18 protein-coding genes are annotated in these 21392 nt (G+C 60.1%); 8 read left to right on the top strand and 10 right to left on the bottom strand.

Translation table 11 applies throughout. The features are described 5' to 3' along the window. Positions 1–198: 198 nt before the first annotated feature. The 4 genes from gspL (at position 199) to ACYQ1A_RS02745 (ending at position 2899) form a co-directional block, all read left to right on the top strand. Positions 199–1287: a type II secretion system protein GspL gene (gene gspL, locus ACYQ1A_RS02760; RefSeq protein ID WP_499360033.1), complete on the top strand. Its 1089-nt coding sequence runs from the start codon at positions 199–201 to the stop codon at positions 1285–1287. After that, positions 1284–1757 (top strand): type II secretion system protein M, encoded by a 474-nt coding sequence (locus tag ACYQ1A_RS02755; protein WP_499360031.1) that lies wholly within the window; start codon positions 1284–1286, stop codon positions 1755–1757. The genes gspL and ACYQ1A_RS02755 overlap by 4 nt, the downstream gene beginning before the upstream one ends. Then, positions 1754–2473: a type II secretion system protein N gene (gspN, locus tag ACYQ1A_RS02750; RefSeq protein ID WP_499360030.1), complete on the top strand. Its 720-nt coding sequence runs from the start codon at positions 1754–1756 to the stop codon at positions 2471–2473. The genes ACYQ1A_RS02755 and gspN overlap by 4 nt, the downstream gene beginning before the upstream one ends. A gap of 87 nt (positions 2474–2560) precedes the next feature. Further along, positions 2561–2899 (top strand): P-II family nitrogen regulator, encoded by a 339-nt coding sequence (locus ACYQ1A_RS02745; protein ID WP_053937095.1) that lies wholly within the window; start codon positions 2561–2563, stop codon positions 2897–2899. A gap of 51 nt (positions 2900–2950) precedes the next feature. Here the strand turns inward: ACYQ1A_RS02745 and ACYQ1A_RS02740 are convergent, their stop codons facing one another. The 4 genes from ACYQ1A_RS02740 to ACYQ1A_RS02725 form a co-directional block, all read right to left on the bottom strand. Continuing rightward, a complete protein-coding gene (locus ACYQ1A_RS02740; RefSeq protein ID WP_499360027.1) occupies positions 2951–5143 on the bottom strand; it encodes a primosomal protein N' in 2193 nt (730 codons plus the stop codon). A 305-nt stretch (positions 5144–5448) separates the two neighbouring features. After that, the gene (hemE, locus tag ACYQ1A_RS02735) at positions 5449–6516 is read right to left on the bottom strand and encodes a uroporphyrinogen decarboxylase (RefSeq protein WP_499360025.1); all 1068 of its coding nucleotides are present in this window, start codon (positions 6514–6516) and stop codon (positions 5449–5451) included. A 224-nt stretch (positions 6517–6740) separates the two neighbouring features. After that, the gene (locus tag ACYQ1A_RS02730) at positions 6741–7190 is read right to left on the bottom strand and encodes a hypothetical protein (protein ID WP_499360023.1); all 450 of its coding nucleotides are present in this window, start codon (positions 7188–7190) and stop codon (positions 6741–6743) included. Further along, a complete protein-coding gene (locus tag ACYQ1A_RS02725; RefSeq protein WP_499360022.1) occupies positions 7190–8884 on the bottom strand; it encodes a glutamine--tRNA ligase/YqeY domain fusion protein in 1695 nt (564 codons plus the stop codon). Before ACYQ1A_RS02725 ends, ACYQ1A_RS02730 begins: the two co-directional genes overlap by 1 nt. 208 nt (positions 8885–9092) lie before the next feature. On the opposite strand from ACYQ1A_RS02725, the gene ACYQ1A_RS02720 reads away from it, so the two are divergent. Then, on the top strand, positions 9093–9674 hold the full coding sequence (locus ACYQ1A_RS02720; RefSeq protein WP_499360020.1) for a Yip1 family protein: 582 nt from the start codon (positions 9093–9095) through the stop codon (positions 9672–9674). Between the two features lie 23 nt (positions 9675–9697). On the opposite strand, the gene ACYQ1A_RS02715 is transcribed toward ACYQ1A_RS02720, so the two are convergent. The 5 genes from ACYQ1A_RS02715 to ACYQ1A_RS02695 all read right to left on the bottom strand — a co-directional run bounded on the left by ACYQ1A_RS02715 (position 9698) and on the right by ACYQ1A_RS02695 (position 15499). Next, the gene (locus ACYQ1A_RS02715) at positions 9698–10768 is read right to left on the bottom strand and encodes a hypothetical protein (protein ID WP_499360018.1); all 1071 of its coding nucleotides are present in this window, start codon (positions 10766–10768) and stop codon (positions 9698–9700) included. A gap of 103 nt (positions 10769–10871) precedes the next feature. Then, a complete protein-coding gene (gene araC, locus ACYQ1A_RS02710) occupies positions 10872–11819 on the bottom strand; it encodes an arabinose operon transcriptional regulator AraC (protein WP_499360016.1) in 948 nt (315 codons plus the stop codon). Positions 11820–11879: 60 nt separating this feature from the next. Then, on the bottom strand, positions 11880–12881 hold the full coding sequence (araH, locus tag ACYQ1A_RS02705) for an L-arabinose ABC transporter permease AraH (protein WP_499360015.1): 1002 nt from the start codon (positions 12879–12881) through the stop codon (positions 11880–11882). Positions 12882–12891: 10 nt separating this feature from the next. Beyond that, on the bottom strand, positions 12892–14436 hold the full coding sequence (gene araG, locus ACYQ1A_RS02700; RefSeq protein WP_499360013.1) for an L-arabinose ABC transporter ATP-binding protein AraG: 1545 nt from the start codon (positions 14434–14436) through the stop codon (positions 12892–12894). 85 nt (positions 14437–14521) lie between these two features. Beyond that, positions 14522–15499 (bottom strand): arabinose ABC transporter substrate-binding protein, encoded by a 978-nt coding sequence (locus tag ACYQ1A_RS02695; RefSeq protein ID WP_499360011.1) that lies wholly within the window; start codon positions 15497–15499, stop codon positions 14522–14524. Positions 15500–15883: 384 nt separating this feature from the next. Here ACYQ1A_RS02695 and ACYQ1A_RS02690 point away from each other — a divergent pair, with 384 nt between their 5' ends. From ACYQ1A_RS02690 to araA, 3 genes are read left to right on the top strand one after another with little or no spacing between them, the layout of a single operon-like run. Next, positions 15884–17557 (top strand): ribulokinase, encoded by a 1674-nt coding sequence (locus tag ACYQ1A_RS02690; protein WP_499360009.1) that lies wholly within the window; start codon positions 15884–15886, stop codon positions 17555–17557. After that, entirely contained in the window at positions 17554–18300 is a 747-nt protein-coding gene (locus ACYQ1A_RS02685) for an L-ribulose-5-phosphate 4-epimerase (protein ID WP_499360007.1), read from the top strand. The genes ACYQ1A_RS02690 and ACYQ1A_RS02685 overlap by 4 nt, the downstream gene beginning before the upstream one ends. Positions 18301–18326: 26 nt before the next feature. Then, complete coding sequence (gene araA / locus ACYQ1A_RS02680) at positions 18327–19832, top strand: L-arabinose isomerase (protein ID WP_499360005.1); 1506 nt, start codon at positions 18327–18329, stop codon at positions 19830–19832. 216 nt (positions 19833–20048) lie between these two features. On the opposite strand, the gene ACYQ1A_RS02675 is transcribed toward araA, so the two are convergent. Then, entirely contained in the window at positions 20049–21290 is a 1242-nt protein-coding gene (locus ACYQ1A_RS02675; protein ID WP_499360003.1) for an MFS transporter, read from the bottom strand. Positions 21291–21392 lie beyond the last annotated feature (102 nt).

The following is a 21392-nucleotide window of genomic DNA, read 5'->3' as shown; positions in this document are numbered from 1 at the left end:
AGCTGCCAGCCGTTTTGAGGCAGACCGGGAGTATAAAGGATATGTCGCACCAAAAACAAACGCTGCGCGCGCACCTGCTGGTGTCACATGGTTTATGGCATACTCGCGCCGTCAAACGGGGCTAAAGTCCACGCCGATCTATAGTAAGTAAAGGCTGGCTTTCTTGCCGCATTCATCCCGCATTGAGTGACCGTATTCGTGAGCCTTTCCCCGACTTCTTTTGCCACCCTGCGCGTCGTGATTGACGGGCCGCCCTCGCCCGATACCCCGGTGCGCTGGTGTGGTATCGAACCCTCCGGTCAGCTGCAACATGGCAGCGGCACGGTGGCGCAATGGCCGCAAGCCGCCGCAATCGAGCTGCTGGTGCCAGCCACTCGCTATTCTCAATATCTGTTGGCTCTGCCCGCGCAATCGATGCAGAAGCTGCGCGCGCTGCTGCCGCATGCGCTGGAAGAGCGTGTGCTGAGCGATACCAGCGCCTTGCATCTGGCTGCGGGCCCGGCGGCCAATGCCGAGACGCGCGTAGTTGCAACCGACCGCAACTGGTTGCGTGGCTGGGCCGGTTTGCTGGCCAGCACGCACCATCGGCCGCGCGCGGCATATGCGATTTCTGATCTGGTCGAGCCGCAAGAAGAAACCTCGCGCGCCGTGATGGACGGCGGCGTCATGCTGGTGCTGCGCGACGAAGTGGCCTGGTTTGATGATGAGCAAGTCGCCAACGCCTGGACCGCAGACCGTCCGGTGCAAGAGCTGGCCTGGCCGGATTTGTGTGGTGATCCGGCGCGGGTTGATGCGATCAATCTATTGCAAGGCGAACTCTCGCCCAAGGTAAGGGTTCCGGTCGACGTGCTGCGGCTACGCCGCGCGGGTCTGCTGCTGGCGGCCGTGGTGGTGGTTGGGTTGGTCAGTGCCTTGATCAACTGGTGGTCTTTGCGTAGCGAGGTGGCCAGCCTGCAACGCGAGCTGCGCCAGACCTTTGCCGCAGCTTTCCCGGGCGTGCCGATTGTGGATCCGGTCTTGCAATTGCAAAGCCAGTTGCATAGCAGCGGCGCTGATCGCGGCAACAACAATAGCGGTGACCTGACCGCGATGCTGCAAAAGCTGGATGGCATCGGGCCGCTGACGCTCAAGCGCCTGCGTTACGACAGCGGCCGCTTGCAGATAGATATTCCGACTGCCGATGTAGCGGCGGTGCAGCAGAAATTGACCAGCGCCGGCCTCAAGGCCGACGCGCAAGCCGGGGCCGGTGGCGTGACCACCTTGCGCCTGGGCGGAGCAGCACAATGAAAGCCAGGTTTTTAGCCTTCTGGTTGGCCCGCGCACCGCGCGAACGCGCGATGTTGGGCGCGGCGGCTGCCGTCATCCTGATCGCCCTGTTGTATGTGGCCTTGTGGGAGCCCTTGGTCAATCAGCGTGCTGCCCTCAGCCGACAACTGCCACGTTTGCAGGCTGATCTGGCGCAAATGCAACGCAGCATCGCCTTGATCAAGGCGGCAGGTGGCGCCCCCGGCGCGGCGCGGAGTGATGACTTGCGTCAGGCCGTCACCGCCAGTCTGGGCCTGCGCAATATCAAGGCCGACTTGCAGGCACAGCCGGACAACCGTCTCAAGATCGACGCCACCGAAGTGGCCTTTAATCAAGTGCTGGATTTACTCAGCGGTCTGCAGCGCGAAACCGGGGCGCACGCCGTGAGCGCAGATATTTCGAGCGAACAAAACAATGGCATCGTCCATTTCACCGCAGTGGTGACCCGATGAAACGTTATCGTCACCCCTTGCTGTGGTTTGGCCTGTTGTTGTTTGGCGTATTTGCTTTTTTGCGTTTGCCCACCGTGCTGTTTGCCGCCACCTTGCCGGCTCCGGTCCAGGCCGGTGACGTCAGCGGCACTTTGTGGGAAGGCCGCATTGGCCAGCTTGGCGTAGGTGGCCAGCAGTTGCTGCAGGATGTGCGTTGGCATTGGCAGCCGGGCGCCTTGTTAAAAGGCGCGTTGGCATGGCAGCTCGAAACCCACTACGCCGATGCCCCGGCTGGCACAGCGCGCGCCGTGTTGTCGGCGGCCGGATGGCGGCTGGAAAACGTGTCCATGACCGTGCCAGCCAGTCCTTTGATGGCGCAGGTCAAGATGCTGTCGCCGTTTCAGTTGGGCGGCGATCTGCAAATCCGCGCTGCGGCGCTGGCGCAAAACCATTTCGAGCAAACCAGCATTCTGTGGCAGGACGCCAGTTCGCTGGTCACGCCGCAGGTCAATCCATTTGGCAACTATCTGATCAATGTGCAGCAACAAGGCGCCGCCACCAACTGGGCCATGCAACCGCAGGGCGGCATGTTGGCGATCAGCGGTGGCGGTGCGATCACCAATAATGGCCCGACCGGCGCGCTGACTTTTACCCCGACCCCGGGCAAAGAAGCCATGTTTACGGCTTTGCTGGACCGCATGGGGCCGAGCCATACGCTGCAATTAGGATCGCGCTGATCGGCATGGTTGCCGCGCGCATCGGCGTGGCTATACTGGCGTTTGATCGTCCGCATCCCGCACACGTGTTTTTACAGGACCGAAAAAATGAAAAAAATCGAAGCGATTATCAAGCCGTTCAAACTGGACGAAGTGCGCGAAGCGTTGTCCGAGATTGGTATTTCTGGTCTGACTGTTACTGAAGTCAAAGGCTTCGGCCGCCAGAAGGGTCACACCGAGTTGTATCGCGGCGCGGAATACGTGGTTGATTTCCTGCCCAAGATCAAGGTGGAAGTGGTGCTGCCGGCCGACAAGGTGGATGCGGCCGTCGAGGCCATCCAGGTGGCGGCGCGCACGGGCAAGATTGGTGATGGCAAGATTTTTGTTACCAGCGTCGAACAAGCCGTGCGTATCCGTACTGGCGAAACCGACGAAGATGCGATCTGATCACCTCCCGCACTCGATATAAAAAAACCCGGCTGCAACAGCCGGGTTTTTTTATGCCTCAGACGGATCGATATCGATATACCAGCGCACGCCCGGCGCTTTCTTTTGCAATAACTCACCCATCAGAAAGCGCATGGCGCTTTGCAACGCCGGGCGTGACGACGACGACACCAGCACTTGTGCCCGCTCCTGATTGGCTTTGCGCATCATCAAGGCCGGAATGGGCGCGCCAGCATGAATACCTGGCTGCGTGCGCAGCAATTGCACCGCCTCGCGCAAATACACCACCGCGCGCATCAACACCTTTGATTCGGCCCGCAGCATTGCCCACGCGGCATAGGGCGGCAAATCGTTGGCTTTACGTTCTTGCAATACGCGATCGGCAAATGCAGCGTAATCGCCAGCCAACAATTGCGGATAGAAGGGATCGTCGTGATAGCGGGTCTGGATCAGCACGCGCCCCGGCAAGCCCGCGCGCCCTGCCCGTCCTGCCACCTGCAGCAGTTGGGCAAACAGCCGTTCTTGCGCGCGGAAATCAGTAGAAAACAATCCAGCATCGGCATTGACCACCACCACCAGGCTCAATCCGGCAAAGTCATGGCCCTTGGCCAGCATTTGCGTGCCCACCAGCAGGCGTGCTTCGCCGGCATGCACTTGTTGCAACATCGCATCCAGACTGCCTTTGCGGCGCGTGTTGTCGCGGTCGATACGCAGCGGTGGGGTATCGGGGAACAAGCTGGTCAGCGTTTCTTCCAGCCGCTGCGTGCCAAAGCCCAGCGGCTGCAGATCAGCGTTGCCGCAATCCGGACATTGCGCAGGCGGCGGGCTTTCCCAGCCGCAGTGATGACAGCGCAAACGGCGGTCTTCGCGATGCAAAACCAGGCGCGCATCGCAGCGCTTACAGGAGGCGATCCAGCCGCATTCATGGCATGCCAGCACGGGCGAATAGCCACGCCGATTGATAAACACCAGTGCCTGTTGGCCCGCATCGAGACAATCGCGCAAGGTATTGATGGCGGTTTGGGTCAGGCCATCAAACAGCCGTTGTTGCTGCGTTGAAATCAAGGTCATCTGCGGGGCTTTAGCACCGCTGACCGCGCGCTGGCCCAGCGTCAGCAAGGCATAACGGCCTTCGCGCATATTGCGCCAGCTTTCGATCGAGGGCGTGGCGCTGCCCAGCACGATGGGGACCTGGGCCTGGCGGGCGCGATACACCGCCACGTCACGCGCTGAATAGCGAAAGCCTTCTTGCTGGCGATAGGACTGATCGTGCTCTTCGTCCACCACAATCAGCGCCAGATGCGGCAAGGGCGTAAACACTGCCAGCCGCGTGCCCAGCACGATGCGCGCGCGGCCTTGCGCCGCCAGCAGCCAGTTGCGCGTACGCTCGCCATCGGCGAGGCCGCTATGCAGGGCGACGATATGTTCTTGCGGAAAACGCAGGCGGAAGCGCGCTTCCAGCTGTGGCGTCAGATTGATTTCGGGCACCAGCACCAGTACCTGGCCGCCATGCGCCAAGCGGGCCTCGATTTCGCGCAGATAGACCTCGGTCTTGCCGCTGCCGGTAACGCCGTACAACAAGAACGGGCGATAACCCTGCGCCTGGTTGAGCTGTGCGACCGCGTTGGCCTGGCCTGCAGTCAGTTCGGGATGGGCGCTGGCCCGCGGCGGCGCGGTGTCAGCCTCGGGCACGGCCTCGATGACCCAACCGGCGGCGATCCACTCCTTCAGCCAACGTCCGCCGTCGCTGGCGACGGCGCGTACTTGCTCGATGCTGCGCGGTACGGCCAGCGCTGCGGCCACGGCGCGCTGTTTGTGTGCGCGCGGGCTGAGTTGGCTCAGCAGTTCGGTCAGATCACGCGCTTGCCAGAATTGCAGCGCTTGCCCGCCCTGCCACGGCTGCTCTTGCCGCAGAGCACCGGGCAACGCGGCGGAGATCACCTGCCCCAAAGGCCAGGCGTAATAGTCGGAACAGAATTTGCAGAGCGCCAGCACGTCGGCGGGCAACGGGGGCATGTCATCAAGGATGGCCTGCGCCGCTTTGAGTTGGGCAACGCTAACGCCGCGCGCGGGGTCCAGCTGAGCGCTGACAGCGACGACTACACCGGCCAGGGTTTGCTTGCCGAATGGCACCACAACCCGGCGGCCCACTGTTGGCGCAGGACCTGCCCAGAGGTAGTCGAAAGTGCGCTGAAGCGGCACATCCAGTGCCACTTGTAAGTAACTGACGACCGCAGCGTGCACCAGTTTATGCCATCCAAAAATACCCACAGTTATTGTGGATAACTTTGTGAGAAAAATGCGGGTATGCGCCCCTAACCCGCATTACATCTTGATCACAGCTAGGTTGCCTATTTTTTACACTTTAAAATAAAGTCGTTAAAAAACAGTAACTTAGTAAAAACGCCGCGTTTTGTCGATTCCTTGCGCGCAGGGCTTGACAAAGATAAATGACGCTGCCAAACGCTGTGTATAACTCACCGCTACTTGACGCACCGCCGCATTAGCGATACGCGTCTTTGTATCGATTTTAAAAAAAGCGCAAAAACTTAGTCATGATAGGGTAATGAAAGCTTGTGCACGCTTTCCACCAAGGCTGCGACATTTTCGGGCGGAGTAAACTGGCTGATGCCATGGCCCAGATTGAACACATGGCCGGTGCCCGTGCCGTAGGCGCCGAGCAATCGTCCCACCTCGGCCTGGATGGCAGTCGGCGATGCCATCAACGCGTTCGGGTCAAAGTTGCCTTGCAGCGCCACCCGGTCACCCACGCGCTGGCGGGCATCACCCAGGTCCACCGTCCAGTCCAGACCCAGCGCATCGCAACCGGTATCGGCCATCTGTTCCAGCCACAAACCGCCACCCTTGGTAAACAGAATGACCGGCACTTTGCGGCCATCGGCTTCACGCTTGAGACCGCTGACCACCTGCTGCATATAACGCAGCGAGAATTCCTGATACTTGCCAGCGGCCAGTGCGCCACCCCAGGTATCAAAAATCATCAGCGCCTGGGCACCGGCATCGACCTGGGCATTGAGATACTCGACCACGGTCCGGGCGTTGACATCAAGGATGTGGTGCAGCAGTTCAGGCCGGTCGTACAACATGGTTTTGACGCGACTGAAGGTGTCCGAGCCGCCGCCTTCAATCATGTAGCAGGCCAGCGTAAACGGGCTGCCGCTAAAGCCTATCAGCGGCACGCGGCCATCAAGGGCCTTGCGGATGCTGCTGACGGCGTTGAATACATAGCCCAGCTCCGCGCCGACATCGGGCACGGTCAATGCCTTGATGGCGGCTTCGTCGCGCAACGGGCGCTCAAACTTCGGGCCCTCGCCTTCGGCAAAGTACAAACCCAGGCCCATGGCATCGGGCACGGTCAGAATGTCCGAGAACAGAATCGCGGCATCCAGCGGAAAGCGTTCCAGCGGCTGCAGTGTGACTTCGGTCGCGTAATCCTGCGATTTGCATAGATCAAGGAAGGAACCCGCTTTGGCGCGCGTCGCCCGATATTCCGGCAGATAGCGGCCAGCCTGACGCATCAGCCACACCGGCGTGTACGGCACCGGTTCGCGCATCAAAGCGCGCAAGAAAACGTCATTCTGCAGAGGGCTAGCCATCGAGCGGGTGTCCTGTGGTGGTCGCATAGGCAATGCCTACGCCGGGCCGGATGTTGCCAAGGGGCACGGATAATACCGGCTTGCGGCAACGCTGCCAAGCGGCAATCTGGCACAAGCGGCCGATTCAGCAGCCGAACCGGCGCGCCCAACCAGGGCCGCACTGTAAAGATCGCGTGTTACAACGCCAGGTCGCCAGGCTGGCACGGACTGCAAGCCCGCGCTGGCTACTGGCAGGGCCGCTGGGTCCAGCCGCCGCGTGCACATTTCCAGTCCTGACGCGCCTGGGTTATTTGCCAGGTCTTGCCGACGTAGGCTTGCTGCAACTCAAAGCGCTCGGCACTGCGCGTGCTATTGCGCAGACCTTGCAGCAACACCGTCACGCTGACGTGCTGCAGATCTTTGCTATAAGCCAGTTGCGTAATCTGCAGGCGCTGGTAATCGAATAAACCGTATTCATTGCCGACGTGTTCATTCAAAAAACCCATCGCCACCTGCACCGGGTGCTCGCCTTCGCGGCCGATATACACCGGCCGCGTCAGCGCCGCCGCCAGGTGGGCGCTGGCTGGCGTGGTCGATGCGCTCAGATCCAGCGCATCGCCTGCGTCAGCCGCCCTGGCAAGGACGGATAACAGCGCCAGCACCATGCCGCACTGTTGCAGCCACGACGGGCGCATCAGGCCTGACCCTGGGTGGCCCAGGTGTCTTTGAGCGTAACGGTGCGGTTAAACACCGGCTTGCCCCCGGCCACGTGGTCTTTGCGATCGGTGACAAAATAACCCAGGCGTTCAAACTGATAGCGCGTTTCTGGCGCAGCGTCGCGCACCACCGGTTCTACATAGCCGGTGATCACGGTCAGCGAGGCCGGATTCATGAACTGTTTGAAGTCGACATATTCGCCGTCTTCGCCGCGCACAGCATCGGGACGCGGCACGGTAAACAGGCGATCGTACAAGCGCACTTCGGCTTCGATGGCGTGCTCGGCCGAAATCCAGTGAATCACGCCCTTGACCTTGCGCCCCACCGGGTTCTGCCCCAGCGTGTCTTTGTCCAGCGAGCATTTCAGCTCTACCACCACACCGGCGCTGTCCTTGATGACTTCGTCGCATTTGATGACATAGGAATAACGCAAACGCACTTCGCCACCGGGTGTCAGGCGTTGCCACTTGGGCGGCGGTACTTCGGCAAAGTCTTCGCGCTCGATATAGATTTCACGCGCCAGCGGGATTTCACGCTCGCCCCATTCTTCGTGATGCGGATGGAACGGCGCGCTGCGGCTGCCGGTTACGCCGGGCTCGAAGTTGGTCAGCGTCACCTTGATCGGATCAAGCACGGCAATCACGCGCGGGCTGGCTTCTTCCAGCGTCTCGCGCACGGCGCCTTCCAGCGACGAGAAATCGACCACATTGGGTGTCTTCGATACACCGGCGCGTTGTGCAAACAAGCGGATGCCGTCCGGGCTGTAGCCGCGACGACGCATGCCGCTGATGGTGGGCATGCGCGGATCATCCCAACCCGTCACCAGATGTTCGTCAACCAGTTGCTTGAGCTTGCGCTTGGAGGTCACCACGCTCAGCAATTCCAGACGCGAAAATTCAATCTGTTGCGGGTGAGCCGGGATGGTGATGTTGTCCAGCACCCAGTCGTACAGCGGGCGATGGTCTTCAAATTCCAGCGTGCACAGCGAATGCGTAATGCCTTCCAGCGCGTCCGAGATGCAATGGGTGTAGTCGTACATCGGGTAGATGCACCACTTGTCGCCGGTCTGATGGTGCGTGGCGCGGCGGATGCGATAGATCACCGGATCGCGCAAATTGATGTTGCCCGAGGCCATATCAATCTTGACGCGCAAGGTCTTGCTGCCATCCGGAAAAGCGCCATCGCGCATCTGGCGGAACAGTGCCAGGTTTTCTTCCGGCGTGCGGCTGCGATACGGGCTGTCTTTGCCCGGCTCGTTCAGGTTGCCGCGGTACTGGCGCATTTCTTCGGGCGTCAGATCATCGACGTACGCCTTGCCCGCCTGGATCAGTTCTTCGGCATACGCGTACAGCTGATCAAAATAGTTGGAGGCGTAACGGACTTGGCCATCCCAGGTGTAGCCCAGCCACTGCACGTCTTCTTGAATGGCGGCGATGTATTCGTCTTCTTCTTTCTCGGGATTGGTGTCGTCCATGCGCAGATTGCACAGGCCGGTGTAATCCTGGGCCAGACCAAAGTTGAGGCAGATGGATTTGGCATGGCCGACGTGCAGATAGCCATTGGGCTCGGGCGGAAAACGCGTAACGATGCTGGCGTGCTTGCCGGAGGCCAGATCGGCATCGATGACTTGACGGATGAAGTTGCTGATCGGTGCGGGGGCTTCGTGGCTCATAGCGGGCTTGCAGTAAGAGGCAAAGGTGCGATTGTAGCGGAATTTTGCGGGCGCCAACGCAATCCCCCGGTGCGGACAACACTGCGCTTATCCCGGGCTTGCTCTGCTGGACGGCAGATCGTTTGCCCCGATCAAACAGTCGAAGCCTGTGACGCAGCCATGACGTTGGCATAGTGCCGGACGCCAGCCGCGCCGCAAGGAGCTGACCATGAATCGTGCTGCCTTTTCTGATTATTCCCACATGCTGGTTTCAGACCATCAAGGCTGGGACCGTCTGCACGCGCATACCCCAACGGCGCGGCTGACTTTTTTGCGCATGGTGTTGCCGCTGGCCGTGTTGCCCACCCTGATGTTGCTGTACGCCGGCGCCAGCAACGGCGGCTATTACGCCCCCGGGCTGGCCTTGTCGGGCTGGGCCGGGTTTGCCTTGCTGTTCCTGGCGGCCGAGTTGTTTACCGTGCGTTTGATGGGCGAGTTGATCCACCGTCTGGCGCGCGGCATTTCGCCGCAAACCTCGTTTGATAGCGCGTTTTTACTGGCTTCACTGGCGGCCGTGCCGCTGTGGATTTCATCGCTGACGCTGTTTGTACCGAATGTGCCGTTCAACATCATGTGCGCGTTGGCAGGCATCGTGGCGTCATGCGCCATGCTGTACCACGGCGTGCCCGCCATGCTGGGACACGCGCGCGACGAAGACACGCGCGATCTGACCTGGCTGACGATGTGGATTGGCGTCGGTGCCTGGGCCATTCTTAGCGCCATTGCCGCCCTGCCCGCCATGGTGCGCTAAGCACCACGGACTGACATGGCCGCTTAGTTGGTCAGCACCTTCAGCGACAACACGGTTTCCGCGATATAGGCGGTGCCGTCGAGGAAGTTGTCACCAATAATCCGTTCCAGCGATAGCGACGGCACGATGGGCTGGCGCGGCCCGCTGCCATTGCCGGTGGCCAGCGAGTAATCAATGCCAAAGCGCGTCAGGCGCGAGAAGCGGCGGTTCATGCCGGGATTGATAAACAGATCCTTGGCGGCGTTGCTGGCGGCGTGGAATTTAAGCCGCCACAAATAGCCACCGGGGTAGTAATCGCCCTGGATGCCGATATAGCCACCAGCTGCCGTGCCACTGGTTTGCCCTTCCGGTACTTCAGCCAGATGGTCGATGTAGACACCAGCCAGCGGATAGACAAACCACGACATCCGGCCACGCGTGTACGGTTGCCCGGAGACCAGCAGGTTGGGCACGATCAAGCGGGTATCGACGGCGATCCCCTGCGTCAGCGTATCGGCCGCTTTGTCCTGGCGGATATTGAAGTTGGCCGACGTACCCAACGCAAAGCCATCGCGTTCGGCATCAAACACCGTTCCGGCGGCACCGACTTGTAAACCGCGCGAGTTGGAGATGCTGGACGAGGCCGAATTATGGTTGGCCCAGATCGACGAATACCAGCTCCAGCCCCAGTCATGCAGTTGCTGCGGCAAGAATTTATTGCCCATACGCCAGGTCAGGGCAGCTTGCACCAGCGACGACGAATTCTCTTCGCCGCTTTTGGTGACCGAAATCACCGCCGGGTTAGTCGCGTTGGGGCCAGGCGCGTCGCGCAAGGCAAAGTCTTGCCAGAAGTGATGCTCGGGCTTGGCGGCAGCCACCGCCGAAGCATCCGCGCCTGCGGGCGCCGACGCGTCCGCCACCTTGGCCGCAGCGGGCGCACTGGCATCGGCAGTGTCGCCACTGATGGGCGGAATTGCAGCATCCGGCTTGCCAAACCACTGGTCATAGCAGTTAAGGCGCTGATTGTTGTCCACCAGATCGTGGCAAGGGGTGGCGAACACAAACGCCGCACTGAAGGCGGTGCTGAGCGCCAGCAAAAAGGTCGAAGTGCGCATGGCCGGCCGGGCTTGGTTGTCTACCTTTGTCAGGCTAAAGACATCGTGCCGCCAAATCTATCGGCCGATGGCCTACACGTTGCCCGGCGATGCGCCCACATCGTTACAAATAGAACTCCATGCCGTTATCTGGCACATCCAGTTCCATATGCGGCCAGGTCATGCTGGCACTTTGATAGGGGTACAAGGGCTCGCCGCTGGTCTTGCGGAACTCACTCGGGCTAACGCCCACCCGCTTGCGGAATACGCGCGAAAAATACAGCTGATCTTCATAGCCCACCGTACCGGCAATCCGGGCTATCGGCGTGCGCGAACTATGCAACAGATGCTTGGCCAGGATGATGCGCTGGTCTTCGCGCCAACGCAGAATGTTCACCCCCACCTGCTCGCGGAACAGATGCGCCAGTCGCGATGGCGACAGGCAGACATGGCGCGCGATTTCATCCAGTCCGATATCCTGGCCCAGATGCCGGGTGATGAACTGACAGGCTTCCTGCACGCGTGCGTCCAGCGGCTTGGGCTGGTTTTCCGGCGATACTTCATAGGCGCGGATCAGCAAGCGCTCCAGCAGATTGATCGCCAGTTCTTCGCTGGTGACGCGGCCTTCCCGGTGGGTACGGTCGATCTGCTGGAACAGTTCGTCGAATTCGGCCACCAGTTGCTTGTCTGGCAAACGCAGTTTGCCCACATCACGCGTGTGGTCCTGCCACTTGAGCCACGGCGCCCAATAGGCGCGCGGACGGAAGTAGATCCAGCGGTGGTACCAGTTGGGACTACCCGGCGCGCGGCCGTAGTAATGCACGGTTTCTGGCGCAAATAACAGCAAGTCGCCGGGATCGGTATAAAAGGCGTCTTCGCCATCAAACACCTTGCCCTGCCCGGCCACCGTCATGTTGATGATGTAGCCCTGCATGCCCTTGGGCCGATCGATTACAAAATCGAGCGGGCCATCTTCGATGATCGGCGTAATGCCGGCCACCAGATACAGATTGAACGAATAACCCGGCATCAGCGGGTCTAGCGTCTGTGCTTCTGGCGAGGACAGCGGCATAGTTATCCTGATAGGCAGAGTCGAGGGCCGCACCCGACCGGCGCGGCCCCAAAAAAACGCTTATACGCGCGCTTTGGCTTTTTGTTTGTAGCGATCAAAGATCACGGCGGCCAGCAAGATCAGACCGCGAACCACGTATTGCGCAAACGGCGAGATATTCATCAGGTTCATGGCGTTTTCGACCGTGCCCAGAATCAACACGCCCGCCACCACATAGCTGATCTTGCCGATGCCGCCCTTCAGCGATACGCCACCCAGCACGCACGCCGAGATCACGGTCAGTTCCAGCCCCAGCGAGGTCATCGGCTGGCCGCTGGTCATGCGCGAGGCCAGCACCACACCCGCAAACCCGGAAATCAGCCCGGACAGCGAAAAGATAGCAATCTTGGTGCGCACCACATGCACACCGGCCAGGCGGGCGGCTTCTTCATTGCCGCCGATGGCCAGCGTGTTACGGCCGAACAGCGTGCGCCGGATGATGAAACCAAACACCAGGAAGCACGCGATGGTGATCCAGACCGGGGTCGGCAGGCCAAAGAACGACGAATTGCCCAGGGTAAAGAAGCTTTCTTCCGCCACACCCACGGCTTTACCGTCCGAAATGATATAAGCCAGACCGCGAGCAATCTGCATGCTGGCCAGCGTGGTAATCAGTGCATTGATACCCAGCCATGCCACGATGATGCCGTTGAGCAAGCCAAACACCAGGCCGGTGGCCAGACCCGCCAGTACGCCCATGGTGACGCTGCCGGTCGAATTGATAATGGTGGCACACGATACCCCGGCGCAGGCCACGACCGAACCCACCGACAAATCGAAATCACCAGCGGCCAGACAGAACAACATGCCGCAACCGACCATACCCGCCAGCGAAATGGCCAGACCCAGGCCGCGCATATTCATCATCGACAGGAAGTTGGGGATGGTGGTGGCGCAGGCGATAAACACGGCGGCAAACACCACCAACATGCCGTATTTGTCCCAGACGTGAGCCAGCACATTACGGCTGGGTAATTCAATGGCCGGCACATTGATACCGGGAGTTGCATTAGCTTTAGACATGATGGCGCCCTCAAGCGACGGAAGCAGAAGTTGGATTGATTGCGGTTGCGGGCTCGCTCTGGCGCAACATCGCCAGGGCCAGCGCCTTTTGTTCTGTGGCTTCGTCATGCGTCAGTTCGCCGACGATGCGGCCTTCACGCATTACGATGATGCGGTCGGCCAGGCCCAGCGCTTCGGGCAGATCGCTGGAGGCAAACAGCACCGAAATACCGTGTTCCGCCAGGTCATAAATCACGCGATAGATTTCGTGTTTGGCGCCGACATCGATGCCGCGGGTGGGCTCGTCCAGCAACATGATTTTCATGTCTTCGGATAACCAGCGGCCCAGAATGGCTTTTTGCTGATTGCCGCCCGATAGATTCATGATCAGTTGTTCGTCGCTTGGCGTTTTGATATTGAGTTCGCGCACCATTTTCTGGGCATTGCTGCGTTCCCATTTTTCATTGACCAGACAACCGGCCGACAAGGTGCGACGCCGCGCGCTGATATTGATGTTGTCGCGCACGCTATGCACCGGCACGATGCCCTCGGCTTTGCGGTCTTCCGGGCACAGCATCACGCCTTGCGCGATGGCATCGCCGGGGCCACGAAAGCGCCGTGGTTTGCCGTCGACTGAAATCTGCCCCGAGAACAGCGGCGATGCGCCAAAAATAGCTTTCATCAATTCGGAACGTCCTGCGCCAACCAGGCCAAACAGCCCGACAATTTCGCCGCGTTTAACTTGCAGCGAAGCCGGCGCGCGCAAGCCGGGCGCCAATACATCGCGCACATCCAGCCGCACTTCGCCGTGCTCACGCGGGCGATAACCGTAGATATCGCCCAGCTCGCGCCCGACCATGGCCTGGACCAATTGCTCGTTGCTGACCTGGCTGATGTCGGCCCAGGTGTTGACGTAACGGCCGTCCTTGAACACGGTGATGGCGTCGCACAAATGGAAAATCTCTTCCATGCGATGCGAGACATATAAAATCACGCGGCCTTCGGCTTGCAGTTCGCGGATAACGCGGAACAGCTGTTCGATTTCGCGTGCCGACAAGGAGCTGGTGGGCTCGTCAAACGCAATCACCTGCGCATTGCGGGTGAGCGCCTTGGCAATTTCCACCATTTGCCATTGCGCAATCGACAGGCGTCGCAACGGGGTATCCGGATCAATATTCATGCCCAGATGCTGCAGCCGCTCGCGCGCCATTTCACGCAGGCGCTTGCGATCAACCACGCCGTATTTGTGCGGCAACTGGCCCAGGAAAATGTTTTCGGCCACGCTCATTTCGGCGGCCAGATGCAGTTCTTGATAAATAATGGCCACGCCCGAATTCAAAGCATCGAGCGTGTTATTGAATTCGACTTTTTGCCCGCCGATTTCCAGATGGCCGCCGCTAGGCTGATACATGCCCGACAGGATTTTAAGCAGTGTCGATTTGCCGGCACCGTTTTCGCCCATCAGCGCGTGGATAGAACCTTGCCCACAGCTAAAAGAAATATCCTGCAGCGCCTTCACGCCCGGGAACACCTTGCTGATATTGCGAAACGCCAGATAAGCACGATCAGTATTCATGGCAGTAGCTCTCTTACGGCTTTGAATCAAACATCTTGATGCGGAATGCGGATGGCGCCATGCAAGCGCCATCCGCCCTGTGCAATTACAGGCCCTTCTTCTTCAGTTCTTCTTTGTAGTTGTCGCGCGTAATCAGCACGGCATCGGTCACTTCAGTGAACTTGGCCGGTGCTTTGTTGTTGGCGACCCACTCGTGCAGCATCTTGATCGACTGATAGCCATGCACGTCCGGTGCCGGCAGCAGCGAACCGTAGAAGCCGGTTGCGCTGGACTTGCTCAGTTCGTTCTTGGCATCCACCCCGTTAATGCCCACGCCGATGACGTTGGCAGCCTTGAAGCCCTGGCCTTCGGTGGCACGCACGCCGCCGAGTACGGTGTTGTCATTCATGCCGATAACCAGCCAGTTCTTGACGTTGGGATGTTGCACCAGCATCGAGTTGGCGGCGTCGAGGGCGCCCGGAATGTCATTGGATTTGGTCGGCACGGTGTAGATCTGGCCCGCCGGGAAACCTGCAGCCTTGAGCGCATTCATCGAGCCATCGGTACGACGGCGCGCGGTGTCGAGCTCATTGGCGGTAATTGCCAGTACCGCCGTGTCTTTGACGTTCCAGTTGCGCTTTTTCATTTCTTTGTACAGCTCTTGACCCTGGCGCTCGCCCATTTTGGTGGCGGCCATCATCAGCAGCGGTACATCGGTCATCGGCGCGCCTTTGGCGTTGACGAACTGGTCGTCGACGGTCACCACTTTAAGGCCCAGCGAATTGGCCTTGGCCATGATGGCGGGGCCCAGCTTGGGGTCCGGTGTGCAGATGACAAAGCCTTTGGCACCGGCCGAAGCCAGGGTATCGATGGCGTTGAGGGTTTTTTCGCCATCGGGTACGGCGATCTTGACCACTTCAAAGCCCATGTCTTTGCCAGCCTTCTCGGCAAAGGCCCATTCAGTCTGGAACCAGGGCTCTTCCGGCTGCTTGACCAGATAACCCAGCTTTTCTGCGGCGTAGGCGCTGCCTACCGACGCGAACATTGCACAGCTCAGGGCAAGGATTTTGACCATTTTGTTCATATTCGACTCCGTTATAGGTGTGCTTTGCGAGTATTCGTACCATATTTCCCTGCATTACCTGCCTGAACATCCCACGCACGCCGTACTCGGCAAATCTGATAAATCGGGCTGGAAGCCGCCGTATATCAGCATTCGAGAATTCAGACGCTGCTCAAGCTGGGCGGATTATAGGGCCGCACTCCCGTAGTCAGAATGTTCAAATTACAGTTTAGCGAATTTGTACATATGTTCGGCAAGTTTGTGCGGGTTTGTCCATGTAAGCGACGTCAATTTACTGACATCAAGCATTTAGTCCATATCTATAACCAAGGCTTCCTTATTTGACTGACGGCTGCGGCCCTATTCTTGCGCAAAACCACAAATCGCCAGACAAGGGGCCGTGTTGTGACATCAGTCAATATATCCATAGGGCTGGATTTCGGTAGCGATTCGGTACGGGCATTGGCCGTATCGTGTCAGGACGGAACCGAGCTCGCCACTGCGGTTACTTACTATCCGCGTTGGCAAAAAGGCGAATTTTGCGTAGCGCGGCAGAATCAGTTTCGTCACCACCCACTCGACTACATCGAGGCCATGCAGTCCGCCGTGCGCGGGGTGGTGGCGCAGTTATCGCCAGCCCAGCGCGAGGCCATCGTCGGCCTGGGCGTTGATACCACGGGCTCGACGCCCGCCCCGATCGATGCCAACGGCGACGTGCTGGCTTTGTTGCCGCAATTTGCCGACAACCCGAATGCGATGTTTGTACTGTGGAAAGACCACACCGCCATTGAAGAAGCCGAACGCATTACGCAACTGGCTGGCGAGCACGGTGACTACGCGCGTTATATCGGTGGAATTTATTCGTCGGAATGGTTCTGGGCCAAGATCATGCACGTGTCACGCGCCGACGCCGCCGTGGCGGAAGCCGCCGTCAGCTGGGTCGAATTATGTGATTGGGTGCCCGCGCTGCTGAGTGGCACCACCGCGCCGGATCAGCTCAAACGCGGCCGTTGCGCCGCGGGCCACAAATCGTTGTGGCATCCGGAATGGGGAGGCTTGCCGCCCAAGGCGTTTCTGCATGCGCTCGACCCCATCCTGGTCGAACAGCTGCCCTACCCGCTGTTTACCGATACATATACCGCCGACGTACCGGTCGGCCGCATCACGCCGGAATGGGCCAGCAAGCTGGAACTGCCCGAGCACGTGGTCATCAGCGGCGGCGCGTTTGATTGCCATATGGGCGCGGTTGGCGCTGGTGCGGGCGAGCATGCCCTGGTCAAAGTGATCGGCACTTCCACCTGTGACATCCTGATTGCTGACGACGCCGTAATTGGCCAGCGCGCCATTGCCGGGATTTGCGGCCAGGTTGATGGCAGCGTGGTCCCCGGCAAGATCGGCATGGAAGCAGGCCAGTCGGCCTTTGGCGATATGTACGCCTGGTTTGGCCGTCTGCTGGCGTGGCCGCTGCAACAAGCCAGCGCCGCCAAGCCGCATCTGGCCGCCGAGCTGGCTGAAATCCAGGCCAATTTGCTGCCCGCACTGGCCGAAGCGTGGGCCGCCAACCAGAACCTGCAACAACTGCCGCTGGTGCTGGACTGGTTTAACGGCCGTCGCACGCCGTATGCCAACCAACGCCTGCAAGGCGTGATAGGCGGCGTTAACCTGGGCACGGATGCGCCGGCCTTGTTTGGCGGCTTTATCGCCGCGACCGCCTTTGGCGCCCGCGCCATCATGGAATGCTTTACCAGTCAGGACGTGGCGGTCAGCAGCGTGCTCACGCTGGGCGGCATCGCGCGTAAATCGCCCACCATCATGCAAGCCTGCGCCGATGCCATGAATCGCCCGGTCGACGTGGTCGGCTCGGACCAGTGTTGCGCGCTCGGCGCAGCCATTTTTGGCGCCGTGGCCGCCGGTGCATTTGCCGATGTCGCCAGCGCCCAGGCCGCCATGGCCAGCAAGATCGAACGCACCTATCAGCCCGATCCGGCCCGCGTGCCGCAATACGAAGCGCTGTATCAACGCTATCGCCGTTGGGCCGCCGCCACCGAACCGCTGTACGCCAAGGAAATCCCGCAATGAGCCTGCTCGAGCTTAAACAACAAGTGCTGGAGGCCAACCTCGACCTGCCGCGCCATGGTCTGGTGACCTTTACCTGGGGCAACGTCAGCGGCATTGATCGCGCGGCCGGGCTGGTGGTGATCAAACCCAGCGGCGTGGAATACGAACGCATGCAACTCAGCGATATGGTGGTGCTGACGCTGGACGGCGAACGGGTCGAAGGCACGCTGCGGCCCTCGTCCGATACCCCGACGCATCTGGCGCTGTACCGCCATTACGCCACGATAGGCGGCATCGTCCACACCCACTCCACGCATGCCACCTCATGGGCGCAAGCCTGCCGTGCCATTCCGGCGTTGGGCACCACGCACGCCGATTATTTTCATGGCGCCATTCCGTGCACGCGTCCACTGACACCGCAAGAAGTGGAAGAAGCCTACGAGGCCAAAACCGGCAGCGTGATTATCGAAACACTGGGCGCCACCGACCCGCTGGCGATTCCCGGCGTGCTGGTGAGTGAACACGCGCCCTTTGCCTGGGGTAAAGACGCCCACGCCGCCGTGCACAACGCGGTGGTGCTGGAAGAAGTGGCGCGCATGGCCTTGTACACGCTGACCATCAATCCGGCACAGCACGCCATTCCTGATCATTTGCTCGACAAACATTATCTGCGCAAGCACGGCAAGAACGCTTATTACGGCCAGACCAGCCAGCCCGCCGCAACCACCCCTGTTTCCACGACTGCATCACGCCGGGTGGCGTGATCGCTGATATACAAAGGACCTGCACAATGGATTTTTTCAAAGAACTCGAAGTCTGGTTTGTGGTTGGCAGCCAGCATCTTTACGGCAAAAAAACCCTGGCCCAGGTGGCGCAGAATGCCGAACGCATCGTTAATGGCCTGAACAGCGAAGGCAATCTGCCGATCAAGCTGGTGCTGAAGGAAACCGTGACGTCGCAAGACGGCATTCTGCAAGTGTGCCGCGACGCCAACCACGACCAGAACTGTGTGGGCGTGGTGACCTGGTTGCACACCTTCTCGCCCGCCAAGATGTGGATCAACGGCTTGCAGGTGCTGGAAAAACCGATGATGCAATTGCATACGCAATTCAACTCGGTGGTGCCGTGGAACACCATGGACATGGACTTCATGAACCTGAACCAGACCGCGCATGGCGGTCGGGAGTTCGGCTTTATTGGCGCCCGTATGCGCAAGGCCTACCACGTGGTGGTGGGTCATTGGCAAGACCCGCAAGTCGCGGCTGAGATGGGCGAATGGATTCGCGTGGCCGCCGCCGTTTATGACAGCAAGCAACTGCGCATTGCCCGCTTTGGCGACAATATGCGCGAAGTGGCCGTGACCGAAGGCGACAAGGTCGCTGCGCAGATCCAGTTTGGCTATGCCGTGCATGCCTATGGCCTGGGCGACCTGGCCAAGGTGGTGGAAGAAGTCACCACCGAACAGATCGACGCACTGGTCGGCGAGTACGAAACCCGATACCAGCTGACCGAGCACATCGGCTCGCAAGGCGAAAAACGCCAGCATCTGATTGACGCCGCTCGTATCGAAATCGGCATCAAGACCTTTCTCGACAAAGGCAATTTCAAGGCATTCACCACCACCTTTGAAAACCTGTACGGCCTGACCCAATTGCCGGGTCTGGCGGTGCAACGCCTGATGGAACAAGGCTACGGCTTTGGTGCGGAAGGCGACTGGAAGAGCGCGGCGCTGCTGCGCGCAGTCAAGGTGATGGGCGCCGGCAAGCAAGGCGGCTCCTCGTTTATGGAGGACTACACCTACGACTTTACGCCCGGTAATGAACTGGTCATCGGTGCCCACATGCTGGAAGTCTGCCCGTCCATTGCGGGCGAGCAGAAAGCCGTGCTGGACGTGCAACCGCTGTCCATCGGCAAAAAGGCCGACCCGGCACGCCTGATTTTTGCCGCCAAAGCCGGTCCGGCCCGCAACGCCACCTTGATCGATATGGGTAACCGTTTCCGCCTGATCGTCAACGAACTCGATGTCATCGATCAGCCGAAGCCGTTGCCGGTATTGCCGGTGGCGCGCGCCGTGTGGAAAGCCCTGCCGGATTTGCGCACCGCTGCGGCGGCGTGGATCTACGCCGGTGGTGCCCACCACTCGATCTTTGCCCAGGACGTGAGCGCCGAACAATTGCGTCTGTTTGCCGAGCTGACCCGCATCGAATATCTGCACATCGGCGCAGACACCACCATCAATGACTTCAAGAACCAGATCAACTGGAACGAGGTGTACTTCAAGATTTGCGACCAGTAAGTCGGGTCGGCTACCGGTTCACCGCAGGGGTATTCGGGGAACGGTGTCGCGGTGTTACCCCTGCGTCCTCCTCCACCGCGACGCGACATACGCAACTATCCAGAGGGCCGTCTGCGCCTTCACAGCGATCAACCGTGCGGGGTCTACCCGGACGGTTGATCGCTGGTCATTTTTTTCTGTTTGCTCAGCCACAACCACCCCGACAGCGCAAACCGCTTATTTGTTTTGCTCAACCGGTGCGCTGGATAGCGCTGCCGGTTCGGCGCGCCCACGCATCACCGAGCGATACAGAACCCAGGTCAGCACCACGCCTGCCACTGCCGCCAGGCCGGCCACCAGAAAGATCGCTGGATAGCCGTAGCCGCCGATGATAAAGCCGGCCACCGGCCCGATCAGCCCCAGCGCCACATCCAGAAATACCGAATACGCGCCCAAGGCCGAGCCACGGCTGGAGGCAGGTACCAGCGCCACTGCTTCCACACCCAGCGCCGGAAACACCAGCGAAAAACCGCAGCCAGTCAGTGCGGCGCCTAGCATGGCCCAGCCAGGTTCGGGCGCCAGCCACAGCAGCATCAAACCGATAAATTCGACCACGAATGACACCATGGCGACGCGAAAGCCACCATACACATTGATGCTGCGGGCAAACACCAGCCGCGTGCCGACAAAGCAGATGCCAAACACGCTCAGCGTAAAGGCAGCATCCGGCCAATGCTGGCTGGCATAGAACAAGGTGACAAAGGTGGCGATAACGCCAAAGCCGGCGGAGCCCAGCGCCAGCCCGGCGCCATAGGCATAGACGCGGCCAAGCACGCTGCGAAACGGCAGCTTTTCGCCATGCACGATCGGCGCGGGCGGACGCGGCCAGGCGCACACGATGCCGATGACGCCGAGCACCATCACCACGCCCGCAATCAGCGGAAATCCCGCCCATTTCTGCAAGGCCACGCCCAACGGCGCGCCCAGCGCCAGCGCGCCATAGGTTGCGACGCCGTTCCACGAAATTACTTTGGCGGTGTGATGAGCACCGACCGAGCCTATGCCCCAGGCAATCGAGCCCGTGCCGACGCAGCTTTCGGCAAAGCCCAACGCGCAGCGGCTGCCAAATAACAGCGCCAGGCTGAGGATGGGGGTTTGCTGGGTAAACGCCGCGCCCATCAAGAACACCCCGCTGATGACATTGCCGCACAAGCCATAGATCACGGTGCGTTTGGGGCCGAGATGATCGGCCATGCGCCCGGCCTGCGGGCGGCTGACCAGGGTGGCGAGGTATTGCACGCTGATGACCAGGCCAGCCAGCACCGAGCTATAGCCCAGATCAAGGTGGACATAAGTGGGCAGGATGGCGAGCGGCAGGCCGATGGTCAGATAGCACAGAAAGGTGAACATCACGATGGACACCACCCGCAGTGTGACGGGGCCCGAGGCGGTGTTGGGTACAGCGGCAGAAGCAGACATGAAAGCGGAACCGGATGATGAAGACAGAAGCACAACAGATGTTAACGATAACAAGCCTGCGCTGGCCGACACGCCAGGCCAACGCAAGGCGTCATGATAGGC

It is taken from the genome of Silvimonas sp. JCM 19000, assembly GCF_054652575.1.
Note: the sequence above shows the minus strand (reverse complement) of the source record. Positions and strands in the feature narration are given on the sequence as shown.